Annotated in this window: 24 protein-coding genes; 9 read left to right on the top strand and 15 right to left on the bottom strand. The window is 63.9% G+C overall.

Features of this window, described 5'->3' with window-relative positions:
• Positions 1-14 precede the first annotated feature (14 nt).
• Positions 15-491, bottom strand: a complete 477-nt coding sequence (locus ACNPP0_RS10855) for a hypothetical protein (protein WP_332613316.1) — start codon at positions 489-491, stop codon at positions 15-17.
• Positions 492-879: 388 nt separating this feature from the next.
• Positions 880-1,320: a hypothetical protein gene (locus tag ACNPP0_RS10850; protein WP_448705861.1), complete on the bottom strand. Its 441-nt coding sequence runs from the start codon at positions 1,318-1,320 to the stop codon at positions 880-882.
• 66 nt (positions 1,321-1,386) lie between these two features.
• On the opposite strand from ACNPP0_RS10850, the gene ACNPP0_RS10845 reads away from it, so the two are divergent.
• Positions 1,387-1,677, top strand: coding sequence for an antibiotic biosynthesis monooxygenase family protein (locus ACNPP0_RS10845; RefSeq protein ID WP_046806177.1), 291 nt, complete (start codon positions 1,387-1,389; stop codon positions 1,675-1,677).
• A 31-nt stretch (positions 1,678-1,708) separates the two neighbouring features.
• Here ACNPP0_RS10845 and ACNPP0_RS10840 read toward each other — a convergent pair whose 3' ends face one another.
• The 6 genes from ACNPP0_RS10840 to ACNPP0_RS10815 form a co-directional block, all read right to left on the bottom strand.
• On the bottom strand, positions 1,709-2,068 hold the full coding sequence (locus tag ACNPP0_RS10840; RefSeq protein WP_332613314.1) for a nucleotide pyrophosphohydrolase: 360 nt from the start codon (positions 2,066-2,068) through the stop codon (positions 1,709-1,711).
• 8 nt (positions 2,069-2,076) lie between these two features.
• The gene (locus ACNPP0_RS10835) at positions 2,077-2,613 is read right to left on the bottom strand and encodes a 3'-5' exonuclease (RefSeq protein WP_448705863.1); all 537 of its coding nucleotides are present in this window, start codon (positions 2,611-2,613) and stop codon (positions 2,077-2,079) included.
• Positions 2,614-2,750: 137 nt separating this feature from the next.
• Positions 2,751-2,984, bottom strand: a complete 234-nt coding sequence (locus ACNPP0_RS10830) for a DUF1653 domain-containing protein (protein WP_332613313.1) — start codon at positions 2,982-2,984, stop codon at positions 2,751-2,753.
• Positions 2,985-3,081: 97 nt separating this feature from the next.
• The gene (locus tag ACNPP0_RS10825; protein ID WP_448705860.1) at positions 3,082-4,566 is read right to left on the bottom strand and encodes a methyl-accepting chemotaxis protein; all 1,485 of its coding nucleotides are present in this window, start codon (positions 4,564-4,566) and stop codon (positions 3,082-3,084) included.
• A 515-nt stretch (positions 4,567-5,081) separates the two neighbouring features.
• Positions 5,082-5,792 (bottom strand): glutathione S-transferase, encoded by a 711-nt coding sequence (locus tag ACNPP0_RS10820; protein WP_332613311.1) that lies wholly within the window; start codon positions 5,790-5,792, stop codon positions 5,082-5,084.
• 26 nt (positions 5,793-5,818) lie between these two features.
• Positions 5,819-6,901 (bottom strand): GlxA family transcriptional regulator, encoded by a 1,083-nt coding sequence (locus ACNPP0_RS10815; RefSeq protein WP_448705859.1) that lies wholly within the window; start codon positions 6,899-6,901, stop codon positions 5,819-5,821.
• Between the two features lie 145 nt (positions 6,902-7,046).
• Between ACNPP0_RS10815 and ACNPP0_RS10810 the strand changes: the two genes are divergently transcribed.
• Genes ACNPP0_RS10810 through ACNPP0_RS10790 form a run of 5 tightly spaced genes read left to right on the top strand, consistent with a single transcriptional unit; the run spans position 7,047 to position 11,882 of the window.
• Entirely contained in the window at positions 7,047-8,099 is a 1,053-nt protein-coding gene (locus tag ACNPP0_RS10810) for an ABC transporter substrate-binding protein (protein WP_448705858.1), read from the top strand.
• A gap of 13 nt (positions 8,100-8,112) precedes the next feature.
• Positions 8,113-9,165, top strand: a complete 1,053-nt coding sequence (locus tag ACNPP0_RS10805) for an ABC transporter ATP-binding protein (protein WP_448705857.1) — start codon at positions 8,113-8,115, stop codon at positions 9,163-9,165.
• The gene (locus ACNPP0_RS10800) at positions 9,162-10,028 is read left to right on the top strand and encodes an ABC transporter permease (RefSeq protein WP_448705856.1); all 867 of its coding nucleotides are present in this window, start codon (positions 9,162-9,164) and stop codon (positions 10,026-10,028) included. Before ACNPP0_RS10805 ends, ACNPP0_RS10800 begins: the two co-directional genes overlap by 4 nt.
• Positions 10,025-10,816: an ABC transporter permease gene (locus tag ACNPP0_RS10795; RefSeq protein ID WP_448705855.1), complete on the top strand. Its 792-nt coding sequence runs from the start codon at positions 10,025-10,027 to the stop codon at positions 10,814-10,816. The genes ACNPP0_RS10800 and ACNPP0_RS10795 overlap by 4 nt, the downstream gene beginning before the upstream one ends.
• A 52-nt stretch (positions 10,817-10,868) precedes the next feature.
• Positions 10,869-11,882, top strand: a complete 1,014-nt coding sequence (locus ACNPP0_RS10790; protein ID WP_332613305.1) for a proline racemase family protein — start codon at positions 10,869-10,871, stop codon at positions 11,880-11,882.
• Between the two features lie 90 nt (positions 11,883-11,972).
• On the opposite strand, the gene ACNPP0_RS10785 is transcribed toward ACNPP0_RS10790, so the two are convergent.
• From ACNPP0_RS10785 to ACNPP0_RS10770, 4 genes are all read right to left on the bottom strand, one after another.
• Positions 11,973-13,571 carry a GMC family oxidoreductase gene (locus ACNPP0_RS10785; RefSeq protein ID WP_448705854.1) on the bottom strand — a complete coding sequence of 533 codons (1,599 nt, stop codon included), beginning with the start codon at positions 13,569-13,571 and terminating at the stop codon, positions 11,973-11,975.
• A gap of 61 nt (positions 13,572-13,632) precedes the next feature.
• Positions 13,633-14,436 (bottom strand): shikimate dehydrogenase family protein, encoded by an 804-nt coding sequence (locus tag ACNPP0_RS10780; protein WP_448705853.1) that lies wholly within the window; start codon positions 14,434-14,436, stop codon positions 13,633-13,635.
• Between the two features lie 28 nt (positions 14,437-14,464).
• A complete protein-coding gene (locus ACNPP0_RS10775) occupies positions 14,465-15,451 on the bottom strand; it encodes a transketolase family protein (RefSeq protein WP_448705852.1) in 987 nt (328 codons plus the stop codon).
• On the bottom strand, positions 15,452-16,309 hold the full coding sequence (locus ACNPP0_RS10770) for a transketolase (protein WP_332613301.1): 858 nt from the start codon (positions 16,307-16,309) through the stop codon (positions 15,452-15,454).
• Positions 16,310-16,434: 125 nt separating this feature from the next.
• On the opposite strand from ACNPP0_RS10770, the gene ACNPP0_RS10765 reads away from it, so the two are divergent.
• Complete coding sequence (locus ACNPP0_RS10765) at positions 16,435-17,139, top strand: GntR family transcriptional regulator (protein ID WP_046806190.1); 705 nt, start codon at positions 16,435-16,437, stop codon at positions 17,137-17,139.
• Between the two features lie 9 nt (positions 17,140-17,148).
• On the top strand, positions 17,149-18,219 hold the full coding sequence (locus ACNPP0_RS10760) for a glycerol dehydrogenase (RefSeq protein WP_448705851.1): 1,071 nt from the start codon (positions 17,149-17,151) through the stop codon (positions 18,217-18,219).
• 46 nt (positions 18,220-18,265) lie between these two features.
• On the opposite strand, the gene kce is transcribed toward ACNPP0_RS10760, so the two are convergent.
• From kce to ACNPP0_RS10745, 3 genes are read right to left on the bottom strand one after another with little or no spacing between them, the layout of a single operon-like run.
• Positions 18,266-19,201: a 3,5-dioxohexanoate:acetyl-CoA acetone transferase gene (gene kce, locus ACNPP0_RS10755; RefSeq protein ID WP_332613299.1), complete on the bottom strand. Its 936-nt coding sequence runs from the start codon at positions 19,199-19,201 to the stop codon at positions 18,266-18,268.
• A complete protein-coding gene (locus ACNPP0_RS10750; protein WP_448705850.1) occupies positions 19,194-20,150 on the bottom strand; it encodes a 3-hydroxyacyl-CoA dehydrogenase in 957 nt (318 codons plus the stop codon). The genes kce and ACNPP0_RS10750 overlap by 8 nt, the downstream gene beginning before the upstream one ends.
• The gene (locus ACNPP0_RS10745; protein WP_332613297.1) at positions 20,150-20,932 is read right to left on the bottom strand and encodes an SDR family oxidoreductase; all 783 of its coding nucleotides are present in this window, start codon (positions 20,930-20,932) and stop codon (positions 20,150-20,152) included. Before ACNPP0_RS10745 ends, ACNPP0_RS10750 begins: the two co-directional genes overlap by 1 nt.
• 331 nt (positions 20,933-21,263) lie before the next feature.
• Here ACNPP0_RS10745 and ACNPP0_RS10740 point away from each other — a divergent pair, with 331 nt between their 5' ends.
• A complete protein-coding gene (locus ACNPP0_RS10740; protein ID WP_332613296.1) occupies positions 21,264-22,463 on the top strand; it encodes an ABC transporter substrate-binding protein in 1,200 nt (399 codons plus the stop codon).
• The last annotated feature ends 63 nt before the right edge of the window (positions 22,464-22,526 follow it).

The following is a 22,526-nucleotide window of genomic DNA, read 5'->3' as shown; positions in this document are numbered from 1 at the left end:
GCCCGGAAAATCGGTCAGCGATTGAACCCGCCAACGTGACCCATCGACCCCACGCCACCAATCGCCCCGAATGCGCCGATATTGGCGGACGCGAAGGTGCCGGAGGCGGTTGCCTTGGTTTCCGTGTTGCCGAACGAGGCGCCGCCGTTGGCGATGCTATCGCCAACCATGATCGGCGCGTTGCCCGACACATGGCCGTAGGATTCGCTGGTGGCATATTGCCGCGTGCTGGTCACCACCGTGGTGCCGTCCCGATTGAACGTTCCGCCAACTTGCGCCACGCCGCCCGTTTCGCCGAACGAGGTCTGGCTGGACGAGCCGTAGCCGTTGACCTGGGTGGCCACGACGGAACTGCCGGTCGAGATGGATGAGGCCGTGCCATTGATCGTGCCGGCATGGCCGGTGATCGACACGGAAGGCATGTTTGGACCGCTGGCATACGCCGATGCGGCAAACAATGACAGGGCTGCGACGACTGCGAGCTTTTTCATTTGAGCTCCTCCTGATCCGTTTCATACGGATGCTCAGGTGCCGGTGGCCTACCGGCGCGGACCGCTACGTCATGCCGGGCGCCTGACTGAAATGTTGGGCGTGGGACTTTCGTATTGGTACGGAATGATTGCTCCGACCTAGGCTCGTCGATATCGGCTAAACGGGCGACCGGTTCCTTGTGGGGGCAGTCAAAGGCAGGTGGCGGGCCGCACGAATGGCGTGCCAACCGGCATTACGCCGTGCGTATGGCCGATGAAAGGCGCAGGCGCTTGCCGCGCTGGCGGGCCGGCCTTCAACTCTAAGGATGGTCTGGCGCGCGGTCGTCTCGGACAAGGGGCCTAGCGCGCACGCCGGGGATGAACGCGCTGATGGCCTTTAGGCTTACTGTCAGTCTTGCGACAAGCTGACAAAGCGCAGCAATTGTGCCGACTCGCGGCGCGCCAGCCACAGGTCGCCGGCCACCAGCAGCAACAGGAAGCCGCATTCGGCAAGGTCCAGGTCGGGCACAACGTGATAGCTCACCAGCAGTGCGATACCCGACAACCCGGCCAGCCAGGCGGGCCAGGCCGGCGGCAAGCCGTCGCCGTTGGCGGACTTGCCGCGCCGGACGCAAAGCCACGCCATCAGCGGCAAGAACAGCATCGACAGGGGAATGTAGACAGCGATGGCCGACAGCAGCACGGCTACGCTGAACTGGGTATGCAGTGACAAGGCCATCAGCGCGATGGCGCCGATGCCCGCATACCAGAACAGGCGCGGGGCAATGAGACGAGTCAGGACGGCGGCTCGGGAATTCATGAACAGGCTAAGCAAGAAATTTTCAGCCATACTACTCCGGCCGGCCGGCGCTTACCCGGCCCCATTTGCCCAGCCCCATTTATTTGGAGACTCGTCATGATCCAGGAAATTGCCAGCATCCACGTTCGCGAGGGCCAGGAAGCGCTGTTTGAAGCCGGCGTCGCGCAGGCCAAGCCGCTGTTTCTGCGCGCGCGCGGATGCCACGGCATGGAACTGCACCGCAGTATCGAACAGCCGCAGCGCTACACGCTGGTGGTGGCCTGGGAAACGGTTGAAAACCACATGGTCGATTTTCGCGAATCGCCCGACTTCCAGGAATGGCGCAAGCTGGTAGCCGGCTTCTTCGTCGAGCCGCCCGTGGTGCATCACGAACAGCAAGTGATCTGACCGCCCGGGGCCTGATGTTCGGGGTCTGGCACTACGCCTGGCCTGGCGGATCGTCGTATTTGCGGGCGCTGCCCGCAAAACGGTCCGCCGGATATTTCTCGGCATTTTTCACCATCTTGCGCGCCACGGCGTCGGCGATGTCGATGCCCAACTGATCCGCCAGCGCCACCAGGTACATCTGCACATCGGCGATCTCGTCGGCGGCATCCGCCAATTGCGCCGGCGTCATCTCGCGCGACTGGGCCTCGGTCAGCCACTGAAACAGCGACACCAGCTCGCCCGCCTCGCCCGATAGCGCCATCGCCAGATTCTTGGGCGAATGGAAAGGTTGCCAGGCCCGCTCGGCCGTGAAGGCCCGCAGCGCCTGCTTGATATCTTCCAGGTCCGACATCTTCGTTCCTACGCAGTGGCCAGCCGAGCATTGGCGGCCAGAGCCACCGCTACCGTGGTGCGCACATCGGCCAGCGCCCGGTGAGTGGGATTGGATGCGCCCACATGTCGCGCCAGAATTTCCAGTTTATGGGACGGCAATTCGGGCCAGGCGCGACGCGCCAACGCCAGCGTGCAATGCGTGGCATTGGCAAACGGCAGTCCGGTGCGATCCGCCGCGGCGCCCAGAAAGCGCCGATCGAAAGATGCGTTGTGAAAGAACACAGGCAGGTCTTCCACGAATTCAAGAAAAGACGAAAACGCCTGCATCACCGGCACGCCGTGGCGGTCGACTTCAGCTTGCGTGATGCCGGTCAAGCGGGTGATGAAGGACGGCACGGGAGACGCCGTTCGAACCACCTGCGTGTATTCGCGCGCCAGCGTGCCGCAGGTTTCGACGCGCACGGCGGCAAATTCCAGGATCTCGCAGGTGGCGGTTGAAAGCCCGGTAGTTTCCAGGTCGGCCACGATGAACGGCCCCCGCAGCGCTTGAAGCGCAGAGGCCAAGGCAGCCGACGCCTGCGCCTTGGCGGGCGTTCTTGCCGGCGTTCTGCTGGTGGGCTTGGCGGACGATGCGCCCAATGCATCGGTCGTTGTGGTCAGCGCAGGCGACACGCCCGCGCGCGCGCGGCGATAAAAGAACGTCACGGCGTCTCGGTCGCGGTAGCCAAGGGCGCAAAACGCGGCGATCCGTCGGCCAGTTGGCCAAAAAACAGCGAAGCGGGCCGCACCCACAGGCCGCGCTCGTGCGGCCACAGGTGTTCGTACACCACCATCGACTCTTCGGTTTCGGAATGACGGGCCGTACCCACATAACGGTAAAGGCCGCCCTTGTAGTGGCGGTGCGAGGCAAGAGCCAGGGCTTCGGATTCAGTCATGGACGGTGGCCGCAAAAAAAGCGACCTGGGCGGGAATGCTCCGGCCCAGGCCTGGGATTCAAACAATACCGTCTTTATAGCGCAATCGGCGCCGGCCTCAGTACCGCACGTACTCCAACACGGGCGCCGGCGGCAACGCCGTATTGGCCGCGGGCCGGGCGCGCAACGCGGCGGTCACCGGTTTGACCACGCTGGCGGGCTGACGGTTTGCCCGCGCCGCCTGTGCGTCGGCGGTGGCCTGGGTGGCGCGCAAGGTCTGCTCGGCATCGGCCGTCATCTGTGTGATGTCCTGCGTCACACCCCCCAGCTTGGCCGACTGCGCCAGTGACACATTCACCACTTCCGCCATGATCTCCGTCACGCGGCGCGACGACGCCACGATGTCCTCCATGGTGACGCCGGCCGACTGCACCTGCCCCGCGCCGCTTTCGATCTGTTCAACCGACGTGGTGATCAAGCCCTTGATTTCCTTGGCCGCCGCCGCGCTGCTCTGGGCCAGGCTGCGGACCTCTGCCGCGACCACGGCAAAGCCCTTGCCGTGCGCGCCTGCCCGCGCGGCCTCTACCGCCGCGTTCAGGGCCAGGATGTTGGTTTGAAAAGCAATGCCGTCCATGACGCCGATAATTTCCGATATGCGGCGCGAGCTTTCCGTGATGGCGCCCATGGTGCGCACCACGCCCTGCACGGTTTTGCCGCCCTGCTCGGCCACCTGGCTGGCGTCCAGCGCCAGCGCGTTGGCCTGACTGGCGCGCTCGGCGTTTTCGGTCAGCCCCTGGACCGCCACGCGCAAGGTCTGCGCAGCCGTAAAGCGCTTGGTGATGTCGGTGGCAAACTTCACCACCTTGAACGGGCGGCCCTCGGCGTCGAAGATGGGGTTATAGCTGGCCTCGATCCAGACCTGGCGGCCGCCCTTGCCGATGCGCAGATACTGGCCGGTGTCATATTGGCCGCTGCGCAGCTTGCGCCAGAAGTCTTTGTAGGCGGCCCCGCGCGCTTCGTCCGGGCGCACGAACATACTGTGATGCTGGCCTTCGACTTCCGCAGCCTGATAGCCCACGGTTTTCAGAAACAGGTCATTGGCCCGGATGATCGTGCCGTCAAGTTCAAATTCAATAATCGCCTGCACTTTCGAAATCGCGGCCAACTGCCCTTCGGTATCCGCCTGGCGTTGCTGCTGGTCGGTAATGTCGGTGGCGTATTTCACAACCTTGAGCGGCCGTCCGCGCTTATCGAAGATCGGGTTGTACGAGGCTTGCAGCCACACGTCCGCGCCATCGTGGCGCACCCGGCGATAGCGCCCGGCGTCATAGGCGCCTTGGCCCAGCTTGTGCCAGAAGGCAGCGTATTCCGCCGATTCCCGCTCTTCCGGGTCCACGAACATACCGTGGTGATGGCCTACGACTTCATCCAGCGTATAACCCATCGTGTCCAGAAAGTTCTGGTTGGCCATGAGCACGTGGCCCTGTAGGTCGAATTCGATCACCGCTTGCGCTTTGTGAATGGCGGATATCTGACCGTACAGGTCGGCTTTGTGCATGCCGCGATTTCCACGGAACAGCCGGCTAAATGTGATCCATTGCATAGAGTTTCTCCTGCCAAGGTGGGACGACGTAGTGCCGATGACCAAAAGGTAATTTCCAATCAGAACCGATTGGCGCGTCCCAACCCTGCCTGGGCAATGCACGCCGCGCCGCATGCATTACCGCGTATGGCCGTCACCCCAACGGCGACGAAGCCGACTCACAAGATAAACCGTTCAGAATGTATCCAGTCGAAAATATTAATCCTATAAATGGACGTTTCTCCACCTTTTGGATGGTGCAGCGAAAAAAATCGCGCCAGTCGATAATCCTGCAGGAATCGATGTCGGTATAAACCCGGTGCAACCCGGGTTACCACGCGGGCACATACCGGTTTCTGACTATTAACTAAAAAGGGCCGACCCCACGCATGGAACCGGCCCTTTTATTAATACTGCCTCTGCAATTCAGGCCAACCCGGCCCCTTTAAAAACCTATCCGGCCTGTCACTTAATATTGACGACCGGCAAGCCGTTAATGTCGCTCGAATCTTCAGCTGGCCCGCCGCGCGGACGAATCAGGCCGCATCCAGCTCGCGATATTGTCGGAATATGCATTCGCCAAATGGCAACCGCCTGCCGCTGGAAAAGTAGGACTGCAACGCGGGTAGCGCCGCAACGCGCGCATGCAGCGCCATCACGTTCGGATAATGTGAAGCCACCGTGCCCATGCGCTTCGGAAACGCGTAGAGCAAGCCGTCCACCAAGTGAAACAAGGACAGGTCCACGTAGGTCCAGCGGTCTTCGCCCGCCAACCATGCCGACGGCCCGGCCAGCACGCGCTCAAAATAGGACAGGAACTTTGGAATGCGCTCTTCCCGAAAGGTCCGGGCGCGCCGCGTGGCCTCTTCTTTTTGGTCTTCGTAGTAATCGTTAGCCGAAATGGGATGGTGGGTGTCGTGCGCCTCGGTCACCATATCGGCGATAGTCAGCTGCAATTGATTGACCCATAACCGCCCTTCCAGCGATGCGGGCGCCAAACCGTGCTTTTCGCCCAGGAACAGCAGGATATTTGCGGTTTGACCCAGCGTCATCTCGCCCGCCACCAGATAGGGCGGCGCAAATGGAGGATGCGGACGCGGCGTGCGCATGTCCTGAATCAACGCGTCATCCGAGGCGCCCGGCTCGCGCGCCCGCTCGCGATACGGGATGGCGCCCGCTTCAAGCGCCAGGCGTACGAATTCACCGCGTCCGGGGATGGTTTCCCAATACCAAAGGTCGTAGGTCATGCCGTCTCCTTGCGACAGGGGCAGGCTCAAGCAGGCAAGGCGTCGACGCTGTCTTCCTGCCCCTGGGGTTGCAGGCTTTGGGCCTGTTGATACTGGCGCGGGGATACGCCAAAGTGCGCGCGAAAATCACGCGAAAAGTGCGCGCCGTCTGCAAATCCGCAGTCCAACGCAATCTGCGTAATGCTGCAAGGATTATTCAGCAACAACCAGCTTCCGTATTCCAGCCGCAGCTGGCGCTGGAACGCCATGGGCGATTTGCCCGTCGCCAGCCGGAACGCGCGCTCCAGCTGCCGCCGCCCCACCCCGACGTAGCGGGCAATGGCGTCCAGCGGCGGGGGGTTGTCGATGCGCTGCTCGATAAAGTGCGCGGCCTGGCGCACCCGCAGGTCCTGGATGCCGGACAAGTCGGTGCGGAAATGCGCCTGTGGCACCCGGCCGGGGCGCACGCCTTGCAGCATCATGTGCCGCACTGCCTGCTGGGCCTTGTCCCGCCCGCAATGCCGCGCCACCAGATACAGCGCCAGGTCGATGGCGGCCGTGGAACCGGCGCAGGAAATCAGGTCGCCTTCGTCCACGAACAGCCGGTCAACCACCGCGCGCGTTTGCGGAAAGCGTTCACGAAACGCATCCAGCACATTCCAATGCACGCAGACCGTGCGCGGCCCGACTACGTCGGCCTGCGCAAGGGCAAACGTTCCCGTGCAGATGCCCAGAAGACGCACGCGCCTTGCCGCCGCCAGCCGCAGCCAGTCTCGTAGCGGTTCCGGCATGCGGCCATTGATGTAGTCGTTGCCGCCGCACACGGCGACGTAGTCGAATTCCGTCGGGTCGGCGGGCAAGCCATCGGCCACGTCGATCGTCAGGCCGGCGCTGGCGCGCCGCGGTTTGCCATCCCAGCTCATGACACGCCAAGAGGTATGGATTTGCCGACTGCGGCCGCCGTGGTCGCCTGCCAGGCGCAAAACATCCACCAAACCCGCGAAAGCGGCCAGCGTGAACTGGTCCATCAACACGATGCCGACGTTCAATGCGGGTTTTTCCCGAGGCAGCGCGTCGTGGGCGTCGTCATAGGAGGGCGAGGCGGCGGCGGGGTTTTCGGTGGCGGTCATGACGCAATTATTCAAGTTTTTGTCCCGCGCCTTCAAGCTCGTTTTCCCGCGCATCGCCCAAGATGCATCCATGGCAATGTCGGGATGCGCGTCACTTGGCTCAGACTTCCGGAACATGCCAACAAATCGACAAGGGGAATCCACGATGGCAACACTTACCCGCAGCGCCTTGGCCGCCGCCCTGATGGGCGCCGGCCTGTTGTTGGCCGGCCCCGCCGGCGCGCAGCAGCAGAAGATCACCGTCGCCTGGTACGGCGGCAACTGGGGCGACGCGTTTCGCGCTTGCGTCGCCGAGCCCTACACCAAGGCCACGGGCGTCACGGTGGTGCCTGAAGTAGGCACGTCGACGACCACCTTGGCCAAGCTGCAACAGCAAAAGAACGCGCCGACGATCGACGTGGCGTGGATGGACGGCGGCATCAGCGAGCTGGCCGCGCAGGCCGGGGTGCTGGACACGCTGGACCCCGCCACCATTCCCAACCTGAAAAACGTGATCGACCAGGGCGTCTATCGCAATGGCGACGCGGCCTACGCGGTCAGCACCGGCTATTACTCGCTGGGCATCACCTACAACACCAAGGAAGTGCGCGAGGCCCCGACCAGCTGGAAAGACTTGTGGAAGCCGGAGTACGCCGGCGCCGTGGCCGTGCCGTCACCGGCAAATTCTTCCGGTGTGCCGTTCGTGTTCTTCCTGGCGCGCGTCTGGGCGATTGACCCGTCCGACCTGGCGCCGCTCTATGCCAAGCTGGCCTCGCTGGACACCGCGCTGTTCTTTGACAGCTCGGGCGCCGCCAGCAACGCCTACCAAAGTGGCGAGGCCATTATCGGCGCGCACTTCAACGTGGGCGCCTGGGACTTGATCGACAAGGGGTTGCCGATTGGCTTTGCCGTGCCCAAGGAAGGCGCGTGGGCCACCGACGCCCGCCTGCATCTGGTCAAGGGCGCGCCCAACGCGGCGGCCGCCAAGAAGTTCATCGACACCGCGCTGACGCCCGACGCCGCCGCCTGCCTGGCAACGCGCCTGTACCTGGGCCCGGCCGTCAAGGGCGTGCAGGTGCCGCCGGATGTGGCCCGCAAGCTGCCGTGGGGCGCCGAAGGTTCCGTCAAGAACCTGAGCCTGTTCGACTGGAACCTGATCAACAGCCGCCGCGCGGAAGTCACCGACGCGTGGAACCGCCAAGTGGCCCGCAAGCGCTAGGCCGGGGTCGACCATGTCTGCTTTGCTTTCCATCGAAGGCGTGTCGATGCGCTTTGGCGCCTACCAGGCGCTGGATCGTATCGACCTGGACATCCAGCAGGGGGAATTCGTGGCCCTGCTGGGTCCCAGCGGTTGCGGCAAGACCACCCTGCTGCGTTCGATTGCCGGTTTCCTGACGCCGGAATCGGGCCGCATCCTGATCGACGGCCAGGACATCAGCCGGCTGCCCGCACACCATCGCCCGTTGAACACGGTGTTCCAGAACTACGCGCTGTTTCCGCACATGACCGTGTTGGAAAACGTGGCGTACGGGCCCCGGCGCCAAGGCGCGTCCAAGAAGGACGCGGCGGATCGCGCACGCGCCGCGCTGGACATGGTGGGGCTGGCCGATTTTGGCGCGCGCTACCCACGAGAAATGTCGGGCGGCCAACAACAGCGCGTGGCGCTGGCCCGCGCCATTGTGAACCAGCCCAAGCTGCTGCTTCTGGACGAACCGTTATCGGCGCTGGACTTGAAGCTGCGCAAGCGCATGCAGCTGGAACTCAAGCATCTGCAAGCCAAGCTGGGCATCGCCTTCATCTTCGTCACGCATGACCAGGAAGAAGCCATGACAATGGCGGACCGCGTCGTCGTCATGCATGCCGGGCGCATCGAGCAAGTGGGCGCGGGCACGGATATCTATCGGCAACCCGCCACGCGCTTCGTGGCGGAGTTCATCGGCGACGCCAACTTCATGGCGTATACGGCGGCGGGCGACGACGCGCTGCGTCTGGATGCGCAAGGCGTGTTGGTGCCGCTGGCAGCCCATGCCGCGTCCGCCCGTGGCGTGGCGGTGCTGCGTCCCGAAGATCTGCGCCTGGGCGACGGGCAGGACGCTTGCACGCTGACGGGCCCGGTGGCCGACGTGATCAATGTGGGCAGCCACAGCATGATCCATGTGAATGTCGGCGGGCAGACGATCGTGGCGCGCCACGGCGGCATCGCGCCGTCGGGATTGCGTCCGGGCGTGACCGTCAGTCTGTCGTTCGCGCCCGAACAGCTGCACTTGATTGGTGAACAGCCATGACGCGCCGCACCTGGCTATCGCCCGGCTTGCTGCTGGCAGCGCCCGCGTTGTTCTTCGCGGCGTTCTTCCTGGCGCCGCTGGCCGTGGTTGCGGTGGCCAGCATCACCAGTGCTGCCGCCGGCCCCGACAGCACGGGCGGCATGGCCTTGACCGCGCAGCAGTACCTGCGCGTGCTGGCCGATCAATACCATTGGGACGTCATCCTGACGACCTTCCGGCTGGCATTTTTCACCACTATCGTTTGCGTGATGCTGGGCTATCCGCTGGCCTGGTACCTGGTGCGCGTCGTGCGCTGGCAGGCATGGCGGCGCTTTTGCGTGATCTTGCTGGTGGTGCCGCTGTTCACCAGCAACATCGTGCGCGCCTTCGGCTGGATGGTGCTGCTGGGCCGCAACGGCCTGGTGAACCAGGCGCTGGTGGGCGTGGGCGCGGCGGACCGGCCGGTGCGCTTCATCGGCACCGAAACCGGCATCCTGATCGGCATGGTCTACGTGCTGCTGCCCTTCGTGGTGCTGGCGGTTGGCAATGCGCTGGCGCGTGTCGACCCCGCTTGCGAACACGCCTCGGCCGACCTGGGCGCAAGCCCCGCCGCCACCTTTCTGCACATCACGTGGCCATTGACGCTGCCCGGCGTGGTGTCCGGCGCCATCATCGTCTTCACGCTGGCGGTCAGCGCGTATGTGACGCCGGCCCTGCTGTCGGGTGGACGGATATCGGTCCTGTCCATGTTGATCTTCCAGCAATACAGCTCGGTCTTCGACTTTCATTACGGCGGCGCGCTCAGCATGGTGCTGCTGGTTTTCACCTTGATCCTGGTGGCGCTGGCCAACCGCGCCGCCACCTTGCCGGGAGCCGCGCGATGATCGCCCGCCACCTGATCCGCCTGATCGCGCTGGCCGTGCTTGCCTACCTGGCGCTGCCGCTGATCGTCATCCTGGGGTCTTCGTTCACCACCACGCCCTACCTGGCGTTTCCGCCGCACGGCTGGACGCTGGACTGGTATCGCACGCTGCTGGTCGAAGCGGGCTACGTAGCGGCTTTCACGACCAGCACGGTGCTGGCGCTGGCGGCCACCGTGGCGGCGGTGTTGCTGACGGTGCCGGCCGCGCTGGCCCTGGCGCGCTATGACTTCCCCGGCAAGGCCGCGATGACATCGGTGCTGATGTCGCCGCTGGTGTTGCCGCACATCGTGCTTGGCGCGGCGCTGTTGCAGTACGGCGCGTACTTCGGGCTGACGCGCAGCTTCCTGTCGCTGCTGATCGGGCACATCGTCATCATTGCGCCGTTCGTATTGCGCTCGACGCTGACGCTGCTTACGCCCGAACAACGCGCGCTGGAAGAGGCGTCGGCCGACCTGGGCGCCAACCCGTGGACCACGTTCTTCCTGGTGGTGCTGCCGCAGATCCGGCCCGGCATCGTCACCGGTTCCATCTTCGCGTTCATCTCGTCGTGGATCAACGTGGAGCTATCCATCTTCAACACCACGGCGGACCTGAACACCATACCCGTCAAGCTTTTCAACTATGTGCAGTACACGATCGATCCGACCATCGCAGCCGTATCGGGCGCCACGATTGTGGTTGCGGTGATCGCTATCGTCATCCTGGATTTGACCGTCGGGTTGGACATGCTGTCCGAACGCGGCAAATAGTTTCCCCCATCCGCTTTTCCCCCTTCATCCTACTTAGTCTGGAGCCACAGTCATGCGCAAGCAAGACGCGTTCGATGTCATCTATACCCATACCGAAGGCGAGCCCCTGTGCATCGTGCATAGCGGCATCCCCTACCCCGCCGGATCCACCATCCTGGAAAAGCGGGCCTTTCTGGAGCAGAACTACGATTGGTTGCGCCAGGCGCTGATGCGCGAGCCGCGCGGCCACAAGGACATGTTCGGCGTGTTCCTCACGCCGCCATCCAGCCCGGAATTCGACGCCGGCCTGATCTATATCGACGGCACCGAGTATTCGCACATGTGCGGCCACGGCACCATTGCCGTCAGCATGGCGATGGTGGCCAACGGCCTGGTGGCGCGGGGCAAGGACGGCATCACCAAGATCCGCTTCGAAACCACGGCGGGCCTGGTCGTGTCAGAAGTCGCGTCCGAAGGCGACAACGTGCTGTGGACGCGTTTCGAAAACGTGCCCGCGTACGTGGCCGCGCAGGACATCCAGGTGGAACTGCCCGGCTACGGCAAGCTGTCGGCCGACATCGTGTGGGGCGGCAATTACTTTGGAATCGTCGACCTGTCGGGCTGCGACCTGCGCATCTCGCCGGACAACGGCACCGAGCTGTCGCGCATGGGCCTGATCGTGCGTGATCAGTTGAACGCGCGCCACCGCATCCAGCACCCAACCGAAGCGCACATCAACAACCTGAACTTCATCACCTTCTGGCACCCGCCCACGATCGAAGGCGCGTTCTACAAGAACGTGCACGTGTTCAGCGCCGGCCAGCTGGACCGGTCGCCCGGCGGCACCGGCACCAGCGCCATGATGGCCATGTTCGAAGCGCGCGGAAAGATGGGCATGAACCAGCCGATCAAGTCCGAAGGCCTGCTGGGAAGCGGCACATTTGAAGGCTGCCTGTTGGGCGAAGTGGATCTGAACGGCACGCGCGCCGTGCGTCCCACGGTGAAAGGCACGGCCAGCATCCTGGGCACCGCGCGTTGGGTCATTGACCGCAACGATCCGGTCGGCGCGGGCTTCCTGATCCGTTGATCGGCTAAAGCACGGATCGCACAGCAAGCACAAGGCGCGCACGGCCTCCCCGGCCCGGCGCGCCTTGTCCTGTTGTGCTGGTGTGCGCGGTCACGCCGTGGCGGCGTCTTCCAGAATCAATTCCGCACCGCGCTCGGCCACCATCATCACGGCGGCCTGCGTGTTGCCTGACACCATCTTCGGCATCACCGATGCGTCAACCACGCGCAAGCCCGACACACCGTTGACGCGCAGCCGCGCGTCGGTGACGGCGGCGGCGTCCGACCCCATGCGGCAGGTGCCGATGGGATGATAGATCGTCTGCCCATTGCGGCGCGCAAAGTCCAGCCATTGCTCATCGCTTTGAACCGCATCGCCCGGGCTGAGCTCGGCTTGGATATACGGCTGCATCGCTGCTTGCCCGACGATGCGCCGCGCCACCTTCATGCCACCCACCAAACTGTCGCGATCAATTTGCGCCGACAGGAAATTGGGGCGTATGGACGGGCCCGCGGTCGGGTCAGCCGACTTGATGTGGATCGTGCCCACCGATTCCGGGCGCAGCTGCGCCACACCGATCGTCATGCCCGGATGCCGGTCCAGGATGCGCTCGGCGGCATTGGCATAGCTGGCATGCACAAAGAAAAACTGCACGTCGGCCGTGGGCAGATCGGGCGCGCTTTTCACAAAGCCGTGCACCAGCCCCGTGCCCAGGGTCAGGATGCCGGTGTGGCGCGTGTAGTAGCGCGCCACCTGCTGCGCCAGGCGCCAGCCGCGCGACATCTCGTTCAACGTCACCGTGCCCTTCACCCGCCAATTCATGCGCGTAGCGAAGTGGTCGATGTAGTTTTCACCTACCCGCGGCTGCGCGTGCACCAGCGCAATGTTGAACGATTGCAGCAAGGCGGGGTTGCCGATGCCGGACAGTTCCAACAACTGCGGCGACTGCACCGCGCCCATGCACAGAATGGTTTCGCGGGCGCCACGCACGGTGTGTTCCTGCCCGTTCTTGCGGTACGTGACGCCCACGCAGCGCTTGCCCTCGAACACCAGGCGCGTCACGTGCGCGCCGCATTCCACGCGCAGGTTCTTGCGCGCGGCGGCGGGCTTCAGATAGCCGTCCACTACGCTCCAGCGCCGGCCCCTGTGCTGAAGCACCTGGTAGTGGCCCACGCCTTCCTGCTTTCCGCTGTTGTAGTCGGGATTCAAGGGCTGGCCGTCTTCTTGCGCGGCGCGCAGGAATGCGTCGGAGACGGGGAAACGTTCGGCCACTTCTTCCAGGTGCATGGGACCGTTCTTGCCGCGTGTCTCACCACCGCGCTCGTAATGCTCAATCTTGCGAAACAGCCGCTCGGCCTGGGCGTAATTCCACCCGGTTGCGCCCGCTGCTTCCCAGCCGTCGTAATCCCGCGGCTGGCCGCGCACGTAGATCATGCCGTTGATCAAGGTGGAACCGCCAACGCCCTTGCCGCGCGGCACGGCGATGGTGCGGCCATAGACGTTGTCTTCCGGTTCGGTGGCAAAGCGCCAGTTGTAGTCGGGGTTCACCAGTAGTTTGGAAAAGCCCGCCGGAATTGAAATCCACATGCTGCGGGCTTCCTGGCCCGCCTCCAGCATCAAGACGCGATGCTTGCCGTCGGCGCTGAGCCGGTTGGCCAGGATGCAGCCCGCCGTGCCGCCGCCCGCAATAATGAAATCGAAATCGCCCATCGTTCTACACCTTGTCCTGATGTCCGCCGCCTGTCTTATTTGGCAGGCTTCCCTGGCAGGCTTATTTGGCTGCCGTCACGCCCAGCATCTCGGCCATCAATGCAATCTGGCAGACCAGCATCGGCGCGCCGTAATGCACCGTGCAGCCCTTGGCCTGCGCGGCCAGCAACAGCGCGGTGTCCTTGGGCTGCATGATGACTTCGCACACAAGCTGCTCGGGCGTCAGGCGGCTGGTGTCGAGCGGCAGCGCGTCGCCTTCCTTCATGCCCAGCGACGTGCCGTTGACCACCAGGTCGTGGCCCGAAGGGTCGGGCGTACCCACTGCGATGTTCGCGTCGGGATGCAGCGACAAGATGCGCGCCTTCAGGTCTTCGGCCTTGGCCGGGGTGCGGTTGGCGACGGTCAGACGCGACACGCCGGCCTGCACCAAGGCAAAACCGATGGCATTGGCCGCGCCGCCCGCGCCCGCCAGGTAGGCGCTTTTTCCGCGCAGGTCAACACCCGCGGTTTGCAGGCCGCGCACAAAGCCTTCGCCATCCAGCATGTGCGCGGTGAGCTTGCCGTCGGCATCGCGGCGCACCACGTTGGCGGCGCCGATCTTGCGCGCCACCGGCGTCACGTCATCCACCAGATCCAGGATGGCGGTCTTGTGCGGCATCGTGACAATGACGCCGCCCAGATTCTCCAGCCGGCGCAGCCCTTCGACCACGGCCGGCAGGTTGTCAGGACGCGTGTGAAATGGCACGCATACGCCGTCGTAGCCCAGTTGCGCAAACAGTTCGTTCATGCGCTGCGGCGTCTTCACGTGATGGATGGGGTCGGCCAGGATGCCGAACAGGCGGGTGTTGCCGGTGATTTCCTTCATGGGGTCTCCAGATTCAAAAGCTGTAGATTCAGGATGCAATGACTTCGCGGGCGACCGCGCCGATACCGGCCGCGTCCAGCTGGTAATGCGCGTAGAGCGTCGTGGGCGGCGCGATCAGGCTGTATTCGTCGTAGATGCCGTGGCGGCGCAGGCGCGTGCCGGTGCCGGCATCGGCCAGCACTTCCGCGACCGCGGACCCCAGCCCACCCAGCACATTGTGCTCTTCCACCGTCATCATGCGGCGAGCCTGGCCGGCGGCGGCCAGCACGGCGTCGCGATCCAACGGTTTGATGGTCGGCATGTCGATCACGCCAACGGACAGGCCGTCTGCACGCAATTGCTCGGCAGCTGCCAGCGCGGCATGCAGCGTGATGCCGCAGGCAATGATGTTCAGGTCGGAGCCGGTGGAATGCACGATGGCGCGGCCGAATTCGAACGGCGTGCCGTCTTCATAAACCTGCGGATCGCGCCCGCGTCCGATGCGAAAGTAGATCGGCTCGGGCCAGTTCACCGATGCCTTGATGGCGGCGGCCAATTGCGGGCCGTCGGCGGGAGACACCACCGTCAGGCCTGCCAGGGCGCGCATCGTGGAGATGTCTTCGGTGGCGTGGTGCGACGTGCCGTAAAACCCCAGGCTGATGCCGGTGTGATGTCCGATCAAACGCACAGGCAGCCTGGTGTACGCAACGTCCATCCGGATTTGTTCGCAGCACAGCAAACCCAGGAAGGACGCGAAGGTGGCCACGAACGGCATCATGCCGGTGGTGGCCAGGCCGGCGGCGGCCGACACCATGTTCTGCTCTGAAATGCCGAACTGGATGTAGCGGTCGGGGTACGCGGTGGCGAAGCGATTCAAGCCGTTGGAATATTGCAGGTCGGCCGACCCGGCAACCACCGGGTGCCCGGCCTGGGCCAATTCGATCAGCGCATCGGATAGGTACGACAGCCCGGGGTTCACCGCGTTCAGCGCGCGGTACTGCCAGGAGTCGGGGGAAAGGACTTGTGCCTGTGCCATTCAGATCTCGCGGGAAAGAATTTCGTCGACCGCGCTTTGCGCGTCTTGCGGCGCCAGGTAGCCCAGATGCCAGCCCGGCTCGGTTTCCATGTACGACACGCCTTTGCCCTTGATCGTCTTGGCGATCACGCAGGCGGGCTTCTCGCGCGTGTCGTCCGCGCGCAGTCGACGCAGCAACGCGGTCAGGTCGTGCAGGTTATGGCCGTCCACCTCGTGCACGTCCCAGCCAAACGCCAGCCACTTTTCGCGCAGCGATTCCACGCCCATCACGTCGTCCACCTTGCCGTCCAACTGGTAGCCGTTGCGGTCGATGATGGCGACCAGGCGAGATAGCCGGTGGTGGGCGGCGAACAGCGCGGCTTCCCATACCTGGCCTTCCTGCATTTCGCCATCGCCCAGCATCACGAAGACGTTGAAGTCGCGCTGGCTCATGCGCCCGCCCATCGCCATGCCGACGCCGTTGGACAGCGCGTGCCCGATCGAACCGGAACTGAAATCAACGCCCGGCACTTTGCTCATGTCGGGGTGGTCGCCCAGCGGGCTGCCCAGGCGGGTGTAGCCGTCCAGCAACGCGCGGTCGATGAAGCCGTGATCGGCCAGTACCGGAAACAGCCCGACGGCGGCGTGGCCCTTGCCCATCAGGAAGCGGTCGCGATCGGGCCAATGCGGCTCGCCCGGACGCAGCCGCATCACGTCGTAGTACAGCGACGCAAAGATCTCGGCGCACGAAAAGACCGAGCTGTAATGCCCGACCTTGGCAATTTCGATCAACCTGATTGTCTCCAGCCGGATGTAGCGGGCCTTTTCCCGCAGCATCGCAACTTCCCCCTCGGTGGGGGTCTCCTCGTGGTGGCGCATGGCGCGTCCTTTCTTCGTTAGAATATATGATATATAATATACCCATTGTGCTCGGATTGGCTATGGCGGGCTAGAATTCATCCCGGATTCACCCGTTCCCCCTAATACAGCAAGCCCGAAACGTCATGCCCAGCCTTAAACCGGTAAAGAAAGAGAACCTGTCCGTCAGGGTCTACAACGAAATCCGCAATGCCCTCATCAATGGGCAGTACGAACCCGGCGAACGCCTGATCATCGGCGAACTGGCTCAAGAGATGGGCGTGTCCATCACGCCCGTACGCGAAGCCATCTTCCGGCTCATCAGCGAACAGGGCTTGGAAATGCAGGCGGCCACGGCCGTCTACGTGCCTTATGTGAATTCGGAAAAATTGCGGGAAATCCAGCAGATCCGTTTTCACCTGGAAGGCATGGGCGCAGCCGAAGCCGCGCAGAACATCACGCGCAAGCAGCTGGACAACCTGATCGCGTTGCAGAAGGATTTCATCTCCTGCACGTCCACCGATCCGAAGCGCGCCAGCTACCTGAATCGCAAGTTCCACTTCGCCATCCTGGAAGCCAGCAACAAGCCCATCTTGCGCAGCACCGTCGAATCGTTCTGGGTCATTACGGGCCCGATCCTCAAGGTGTTTCACGTCAAGACCGCGGGGCTGGACTATTCCGAAAACGAACACCGCCACGAAGCCGTGCTGGAAGCGCTTGAAGCCCGCGACTCCGAAGCCGCGCGCAGCGCCATCCAGGCCGACCTGGTCTGGGGCGGCAAGATCATGATCGATTGGTTGGTCGAACGCGAGAAAGAGCTCGACTACCGGCCTCCCGTGCCACGCAAATAGGAAGACTTCATGCTGAAGATTTTTGGCGCGCCCAGCCGCTACATTCAAGGCGCGGGCGCATTGGACACCCTGGGCCAGACGGCCACCCTGTTCGGACGCCGCGCGGCACTGGTCATCGACAATTACGTCCATGGCGTACTGGGCCCAAGAATCGAAAGCCTGTGCGCGCAGCACGACGTTGCGGTGACACCGCTGATTGTCGAGGGCGACCTGACGCCCGAACTGATCGACGCCTTGCGCGCGCAAGCCGCGCCGGCCGGCATTGACATGGTGATCGCCGTGGGCGGGGGCAAGTCGCTGGACGCCGGCAAGGCGGTGGCCAAGTCGTCGCATTGCCATCTGATCACGGTGCCAACGGTGGCGTCCAACGACGCGCCCACCAGCAAGAACTACGTGCTGTACGACGCGCATCACAACCTCCTGGCGGTCGAGCACATGCTGTTCAACCCAACGATCGTGCTGGTCGACACCGCCATCATCGCCACCGCGCCCGTGCATTTTTTCCGCGCCGGTCTGGGCGATGCCGTGTCCAAGAAATTCGAAGCCGAACAATGCCAGCGCAACGGCGGCAAGAACATGTACGACGGCGCGCCCCTGCTGACGGCGCAGTTGATTGCCGACGGCTGCCTGCGCACGCTGCTGGCCGATGGCGTGGACGCCGTGGCGGCGGCCGGCACAGGCCAGCCCACGCCTGCATTCGAGCGCGTGGTGGAAGCGATGATCCTCATGAGCGGTCTCGGTTTTGAAAGCGGCGGCTTGTCGATTGCCCATGCCTTGACGCGCGGCCTGCCCAAGATCGGCGGCGTGGCCACCGCGCTGCATGGCCTGCAAGTGGCGGTCGGCCTGCTGGTGCAGCTGGATCTTGAGCAACGCAACGACGGCATGCTGGCGGACCTGACGCAGTGGTACGCGCAGGTCGGCCTGCCCACCACGCTGCGCGAGCTGGGCGCGGCCGACATGCCCAGCGATGCAGACTTGACGCTGGCGGCCGAACTGACCCTGAAGGCCCGCCACGCCGCCAACTTCGATCATCCGCTGAACGTCGCCACGCTGGCGGACGCGCTGCGCCGCCACGCCTAGGCACGCCCCACGCAGCGCGGCAGCCCTGGCCCGCCGCGCTTGCCGATCAGAACGCCACGTTTTCCCGCCCCTTCAGCCCCAGCTTGGCGCGCGCTTCGTCGGGCGTAGCCACTTCCAGGTTCAGCGCTTCGACAATGGTGCGAATGCGCTCGACCTGCGACCGGTTCGACTCGGCCAGCTGGCCCGGCCCGATCCACAACGAATCCTCAAGCCCCACCCGAACGTTCGACCCCATTGCCGCGCCGATGGTGGCCAACGGCATCTGATTGCGCCCGGCCCCCAGGATGGACCATTCATAATCGTTGCCGAACAAGCGGTCGGCGGTGCGCTTCATGTGCATCAAGTCTTCCGGGTGCGGGCCAATGCCGCCCAGGATGCCGAATACCGACTGGATGAAGGGCGGCGACTTCACCAGCCCGCGGTCAACGAAGTGCGCCAGGTTGTAAAGGTGGCTGATGTCGTAGCACTCGAATTCAAAGCGCGTGCCATTGGCGTTGCCCAGCGTCAGGATCGATTCAATATCCTGGTACGTGTTGCGGAAAATCAGCGACCGGCTGTTCTCAAGATGCTCGCGTTCCCAATCGTGCTTCAGGTCCTTGAAGCGGTCCAACATCGGGAACAGGCCAAAGTTCATCGACCCCATGTTCAGCGACGCCAGCTCCGGCTTGAACGTCGTGGCCGGGCGCATGCGTTCTTCGACCGTCATGTGCGGGCTGCCACCGGTCGTGATGTTGATGATGGCGTCGGTCTCGTTCTTGATGCGTTCCAAAAACGGCTTGAACAGCGCCGGGTCTTGCGACGGCTTGCCCGTTTGCGGGTCCCGCGCATGCAGGTGCAGCACCGCTGCGCCGGCCTTGGCCGCACCGATGGCGGCTTCGGCGATCTCATCCGCCGTGACCGGCAGGTGCGGCGACATGCTGGGCGTGTGGATGGCGCCCGTCACGGCGCAGGTGATGACGACTTTCTGTTTGGGCTTAGCCATTGTTGTCTCCGTCCTGTTGTTTGTGGCGCATCAAGCGCATCAGTTTTTCGTCGCGCCAGAAGCGGCGCTTGGCAAGGTCCTGTTGTGGCAGTAGCTGGCGGCGCTCGTCGGCCAGCGCATCCACCAGTGGCGCGTCCCAGGCCACGCATTCGGTTTGGTCCGCGCCGATGGACTGGTACAGCCCGCCATAGCGCGCGCAGTAATCCGCAATGCCGCCCGGCGCGTTCAAGTCGATGGTTTCAAAAGGCCCCATGAACGACCAGCGCAAGCCCAGGCCGTCCTTGACGGTGGTATCGATGTCCTCGACGCTGGCGATGCCCTCTTTCGCCAGGCGAAAGGCTTCATGCAACAAGGCGCCTTGCAGGCGGTTCAAGATGAAGCCTTCGATCTCCCGGCGCAGCCGCACGGGCTTTTGGCCGATGGCGGCCATGATGCGGCTTGCCGCCTCCAGCGCCTCGGGACTCGTCCACGGTGCGGGGCAAAGCTCCACCACCGGGATCAGATACGGCGGGTTGACCGGGTGCGCCACCAGGCAGCGGTGCCGCCCGGGCAAATGCTCGGTGAATTGGCTGGCCGGAATGCTGGACGTGGAACTGCCGATCACCGCGTCGGGCTCGGCAACCGCGTCCAGCTCGGTGAACAAGGCGCGTTTGATGTCGACCTTCTCGGGCGAGTTTTCCTGGATGTAGCAGGCGCCCTTGACCGCATCGGCCAGGCTGTCGGCAACGTGCACACGGTCGATGATGGTGTCGGCGTCAGTCAACAGCCCTTGCGCTTGCAACTCGTGCAGCTGTTGCAGGATCAGCGTGCGGGCCTCGGCCAACATGGCGGCATTTACGTCATGAAGGCGTACCCGCCACCCCATGCGCGCAAACACGATGGCCCAGCCCTGGCCGATCAGGCCGGTGCCGATGATGGCGGCAACGGGTGCCGCGGAATTTGCGTCCATCAGTAGAGCTTCTGCGTGAAGCCGTCCACCACGATGGCCTGCCCGGTCACGCTGCGGGCGGCCTCGCTGGCGTTGAACAGCACCATGTTGGCGATATCGCGCGCGGTGACCATGCGGCCCAGCACCGCCTGGTTTTCGTACTGCGCGGCAATTTCCTCAACCGGCCGCCCCAGCGTGTCGGCCTTGGCGGCGATCACGGCGCGGATGCGCGGGCCTTCCACGGCGCCCGGCAGGATGGCGTTGACGCGGATGCCGTGCGGGCCCAGCTCGATGGCCAGCGACTTGGTGAACCCGATCACCGCCCACTTGGATGCCGAATACACCGAGCGCCCGGCAAAGCCCAGATGGCCGGCAGCGGACGAAAGGTTGATCATCACGCCCGCCTTGGACTCCTTCAAATGGGGGATGGCCTGACGCGCGCACAGAAACTGGCCGGTGATGTTCACGGCCAGCGTGCGGTCCCAATCGGCCTTGGACAGGGTCTCGACATAGCCCGTGGGGCCGGCGACGCCGGCGTTGTTGATCAGGATGTCCAGCCCGCCCAATTTCTGCTTGACGGCGGCAAAGAGCGCGCCCACGCTATCTTCGTCGGACACGTCGGCCACCATGGCCTGCACGCCCGGCAGCTCGGACGGAATGGCGGCCACCCGGGTTTCGTTCACGTCGCAGACGAAAACCGTGGCGCCCGCATGATGGAAAACCTTGGCCATCTCCAAACCCAGACCATCCGCGCCGGCGGTGATCAGCACCTTTTTGCCGGCGAAATCGACTTCCTCGAACATGCTGTTGTCTCCTGGTTTTTATGGAAAAGCTTGCATCCGATCATATACGATATATGACAAAGCGCGGGCTTTTATGCCCGTTTGGCCGCATGCAGCGGCCTCAGCCGGGCGCCTTTCGCCATGCGGAATATTGCGGTTAATTTCCCGCCCCATCGGCCGCTAAGGCTTTATTCATGCGGCTTTAGGGAATTCCCCGATTCGGCTTGCTGCGGCCCCCACTAGAATCCAAGTCGGGGTTTTTGTACCTGACCGGCGCATATATCATATATTTAAAAAAGACGGACAGCACTCAAGACAGTCCGCATCCCATACCGACAAAGGAGCGTAGACAGTGTTCAAGTTCAATAAAATTATTTTGGCGCTGGGCGTGTGTGGCGCACTGGCAAGCGGCACCGCAGCGGCCGACATGAAGGTGGGTGCCCTCTTCCCGTTCAGCGGTGCGCTTGCGCTTCTGGGTCAAGAGAGCTATCGCGGTCTGGAACTGGCCGTCAACGAGATCAACGCCGCCGGCGGCGTCAACGGAGAGAAGATCGAAATCATCAAGGCGGACGCCGTGGACCCGACGCAGGCCGTGTCGGAAACCAAGCGCCTGATTTCAGCCAACGTGGTGGGCGTGTTCGGCAGCTACGCGTCGGGCATCTCGTACGCGGCCTCGCCCGTGACGGAACTGGCCGGCGTGCCGTACTTTGAACTGGGCGCCACCGCCCACAAGATCACCACGCGCGGCTACAAATACCTGTTCCGCAGCAACCCCAATACGGCGCTGTATGGCGTGTCGGTCGTCAACGCGCTGCATGACACCATTGCCCCGGGCATGGGGCTGAACCCCAAGGACATCAAGATCGGCATCATCCACGAAGACGGGCCCTATGGCACCGACGTGGCGGCCACCGAGAAAAAGCGCGCGCAGGAACTGGGCTACACCGTGGCCGAAGTGCTGCCGTATTCGGCCAAGACCGTTGACCTGTCGTCGTTGATCCTGCGCCTGAAGGGCGCCAAGGTCGACGTCGTGCTGCAAACGGCCTACCAGAACGACGCCATCCTGTACTTCAGCCAGGCACGCGCGGCGGGCTTCAAGCCCAAGGTCGTGATCGGCGCGGGTGGCGGCTATTCGCTGGCCGATACGGCCAAGGCCGTGGGCGCCGACATGAACGGCGTGTTCGATCTGGACTTTCCCCAGTCGTCCATCAACCCGGCGGGCGCGCCGGGCCTGGACAAGTTCCTGGAAGCCTACAAAGCCACGTACAAAAGCGACCCGCAGTCGGGCCACAGCCTGACGAACTACGTGGGCGCCAAGGCATTCTTCGAAGCCATCGGCAACGCCAAGTCCACCGACAAGGACAAGATCCGCGCCGCCGTCATGGCCTACAAGAAGCCGGCCGGCCAAACGGCCAACGGCTGGGCGTTCGACTTTGGCGAAGACGGCCAGAACAACGCCTCGACGTTCTACGTCATGCAGTGGCAGGACGGCAAGCTCGTCACCATTGCGCCCAGCAACCTCGCACTTGGCAAGCCCGTCTTCAAGAAGTAAGCGCGACGCCAGTGATCAGGCGCTCGGGGGCGCCTGATGTTTCCCGGGACACGCGCGCCCCCG

This window comes from Achromobacter semiaridum (assembly GCF_053543755.1).
This window is presented reverse-complemented; position numbering and strand designations above follow the sequence as displayed.

Excerpts from the sequence above, each read along its gene's own strand:
- ACNPP0_RS10770 (WP_332613301.1), bottom strand. The coding sequence starts at position 16,309 with ATGCGCCACCACGAGGAGACCCCCACCGAGGGGGAAGTTGCGATGCTG.
- ACNPP0_RS10785 (WP_448705854.1), bottom strand. The coding sequence starts at position 13,571 with ATGGGCGATTTCGATTTCATTATTGCGGGCGGCGGCACGGCGGGCTGC.
- ACNPP0_RS10825 (WP_448705860.1), bottom strand. The coding sequence starts at position 4,566 with ATGCAATGGATCACATTTAGCCGGCTGTTCCGTGGAAATCGCGGCATG.
- ACNPP0_RS10840 (WP_332613314.1), bottom strand. The coding sequence starts at position 2,068 with ATGTCGGACCTGGAAGATATCAAGCAGGCGCTGCGGGCCTTCACGGCC.
- ACNPP0_RS10815 (WP_448705859.1), bottom strand. The coding sequence starts at position 6,901 with ATGACCGCCACCGAAAACCCCGCCGCCGCCTCGCCCTCCTATGACGAC.
- kce (WP_332613299.1), bottom strand. The coding sequence starts at position 19,201 with ATGGCTAAGCCCAAACAGAAAGTCGTCATCACCTGCGCCGTGACGGGC.
- ACNPP0_RS10775 (WP_448705852.1), bottom strand. The coding sequence starts at position 15,451 with ATGGCACAGGCACAAGTCCTTTCCCCCGACTCCTGGCAGTACCGCGCG.
- ACNPP0_RS10745 (WP_332613297.1), bottom strand. The coding sequence starts at position 20,932 with ATGTTCGAGGAAGTCGATTTCGCCGGCAAAAAGGTGCTGATCACCGCC.
- ACNPP0_RS10800 (WP_448705856.1), top strand. The coding sequence starts at position 9,162 with ATGACGCGCCGCACCTGGCTATCGCCCGGCTTGCTGCTGGCAGCGCCC.
- ACNPP0_RS10790 (WP_332613305.1), top strand. The coding sequence starts at position 10,869 with ATGCGCAAGCAAGACGCGTTCGATGTCATCTATACCCATACCGAAGGC.
- ACNPP0_RS10820 (WP_332613311.1), bottom strand. The coding sequence starts at position 5,792 with ATGACCTACGACCTTTGGTATTGGGAAACCATCCCCGGACGCGGTGAA.
- ACNPP0_RS10805 (WP_448705857.1), top strand. The coding sequence starts at position 8,113 with ATGTCTGCTTTGCTTTCCATCGAAGGCGTGTCGATGCGCTTTGGCGCC.
- ACNPP0_RS10760 (WP_448705851.1), top strand. The coding sequence starts at position 17,149 with ATGCTGAAGATTTTTGGCGCGCCCAGCCGCTACATTCAAGGCGCGGGC.
- ACNPP0_RS10830 (WP_332613313.1), bottom strand. The coding sequence starts at position 2,984 with ATGACTGAATCCGAAGCCCTGGCTCTTGCCTCGCACCGCCACTACAAG.
- ACNPP0_RS10795 (WP_448705855.1), top strand. The coding sequence starts at position 10,025 with ATGATCGCCCGCCACCTGATCCGCCTGATCGCGCTGGCCGTGCTTGCC.
- ACNPP0_RS10780 (WP_448705853.1), bottom strand. The coding sequence starts at position 14,436 with ATGAAGGAAATCACCGGCAACACCCGCCTGTTCGGCATCCTGGCCGAC.
- ACNPP0_RS10810 (WP_448705858.1), top strand. The coding sequence starts at position 7,047 with ATGGCAACACTTACCCGCAGCGCCTTGGCCGCCGCCCTGATGGGCGCC.
- ACNPP0_RS10750 (WP_448705850.1), bottom strand. The coding sequence starts at position 20,150 with ATGGACGCAAATTCCGCGGCACCCGTTGCCGCCATCATCGGCACCGGC.
- ACNPP0_RS10765 (WP_046806190.1), top strand. The coding sequence starts at position 16,435 with ATGCCCAGCCTTAAACCGGTAAAGAAAGAGAACCTGTCCGTCAGGGTC.
- ACNPP0_RS10855 (WP_332613316.1), bottom strand. The coding sequence starts at position 491 with ATGAAAAAGCTCGCAGTCGTCGCAGCCCTGTCATTGTTTGCCGCATCG.
- ACNPP0_RS10850 (WP_448705861.1), bottom strand. The coding sequence starts at position 1,320 with ATGGCTGAAAATTTCTTGCTTAGCCTGTTCATGAATTCCCGAGCCGCC.
- ACNPP0_RS10845 (WP_046806177.1), top strand. The coding sequence starts at position 1,387 with ATGATCCAGGAAATTGCCAGCATCCACGTTCGCGAGGGCCAGGAAGCG.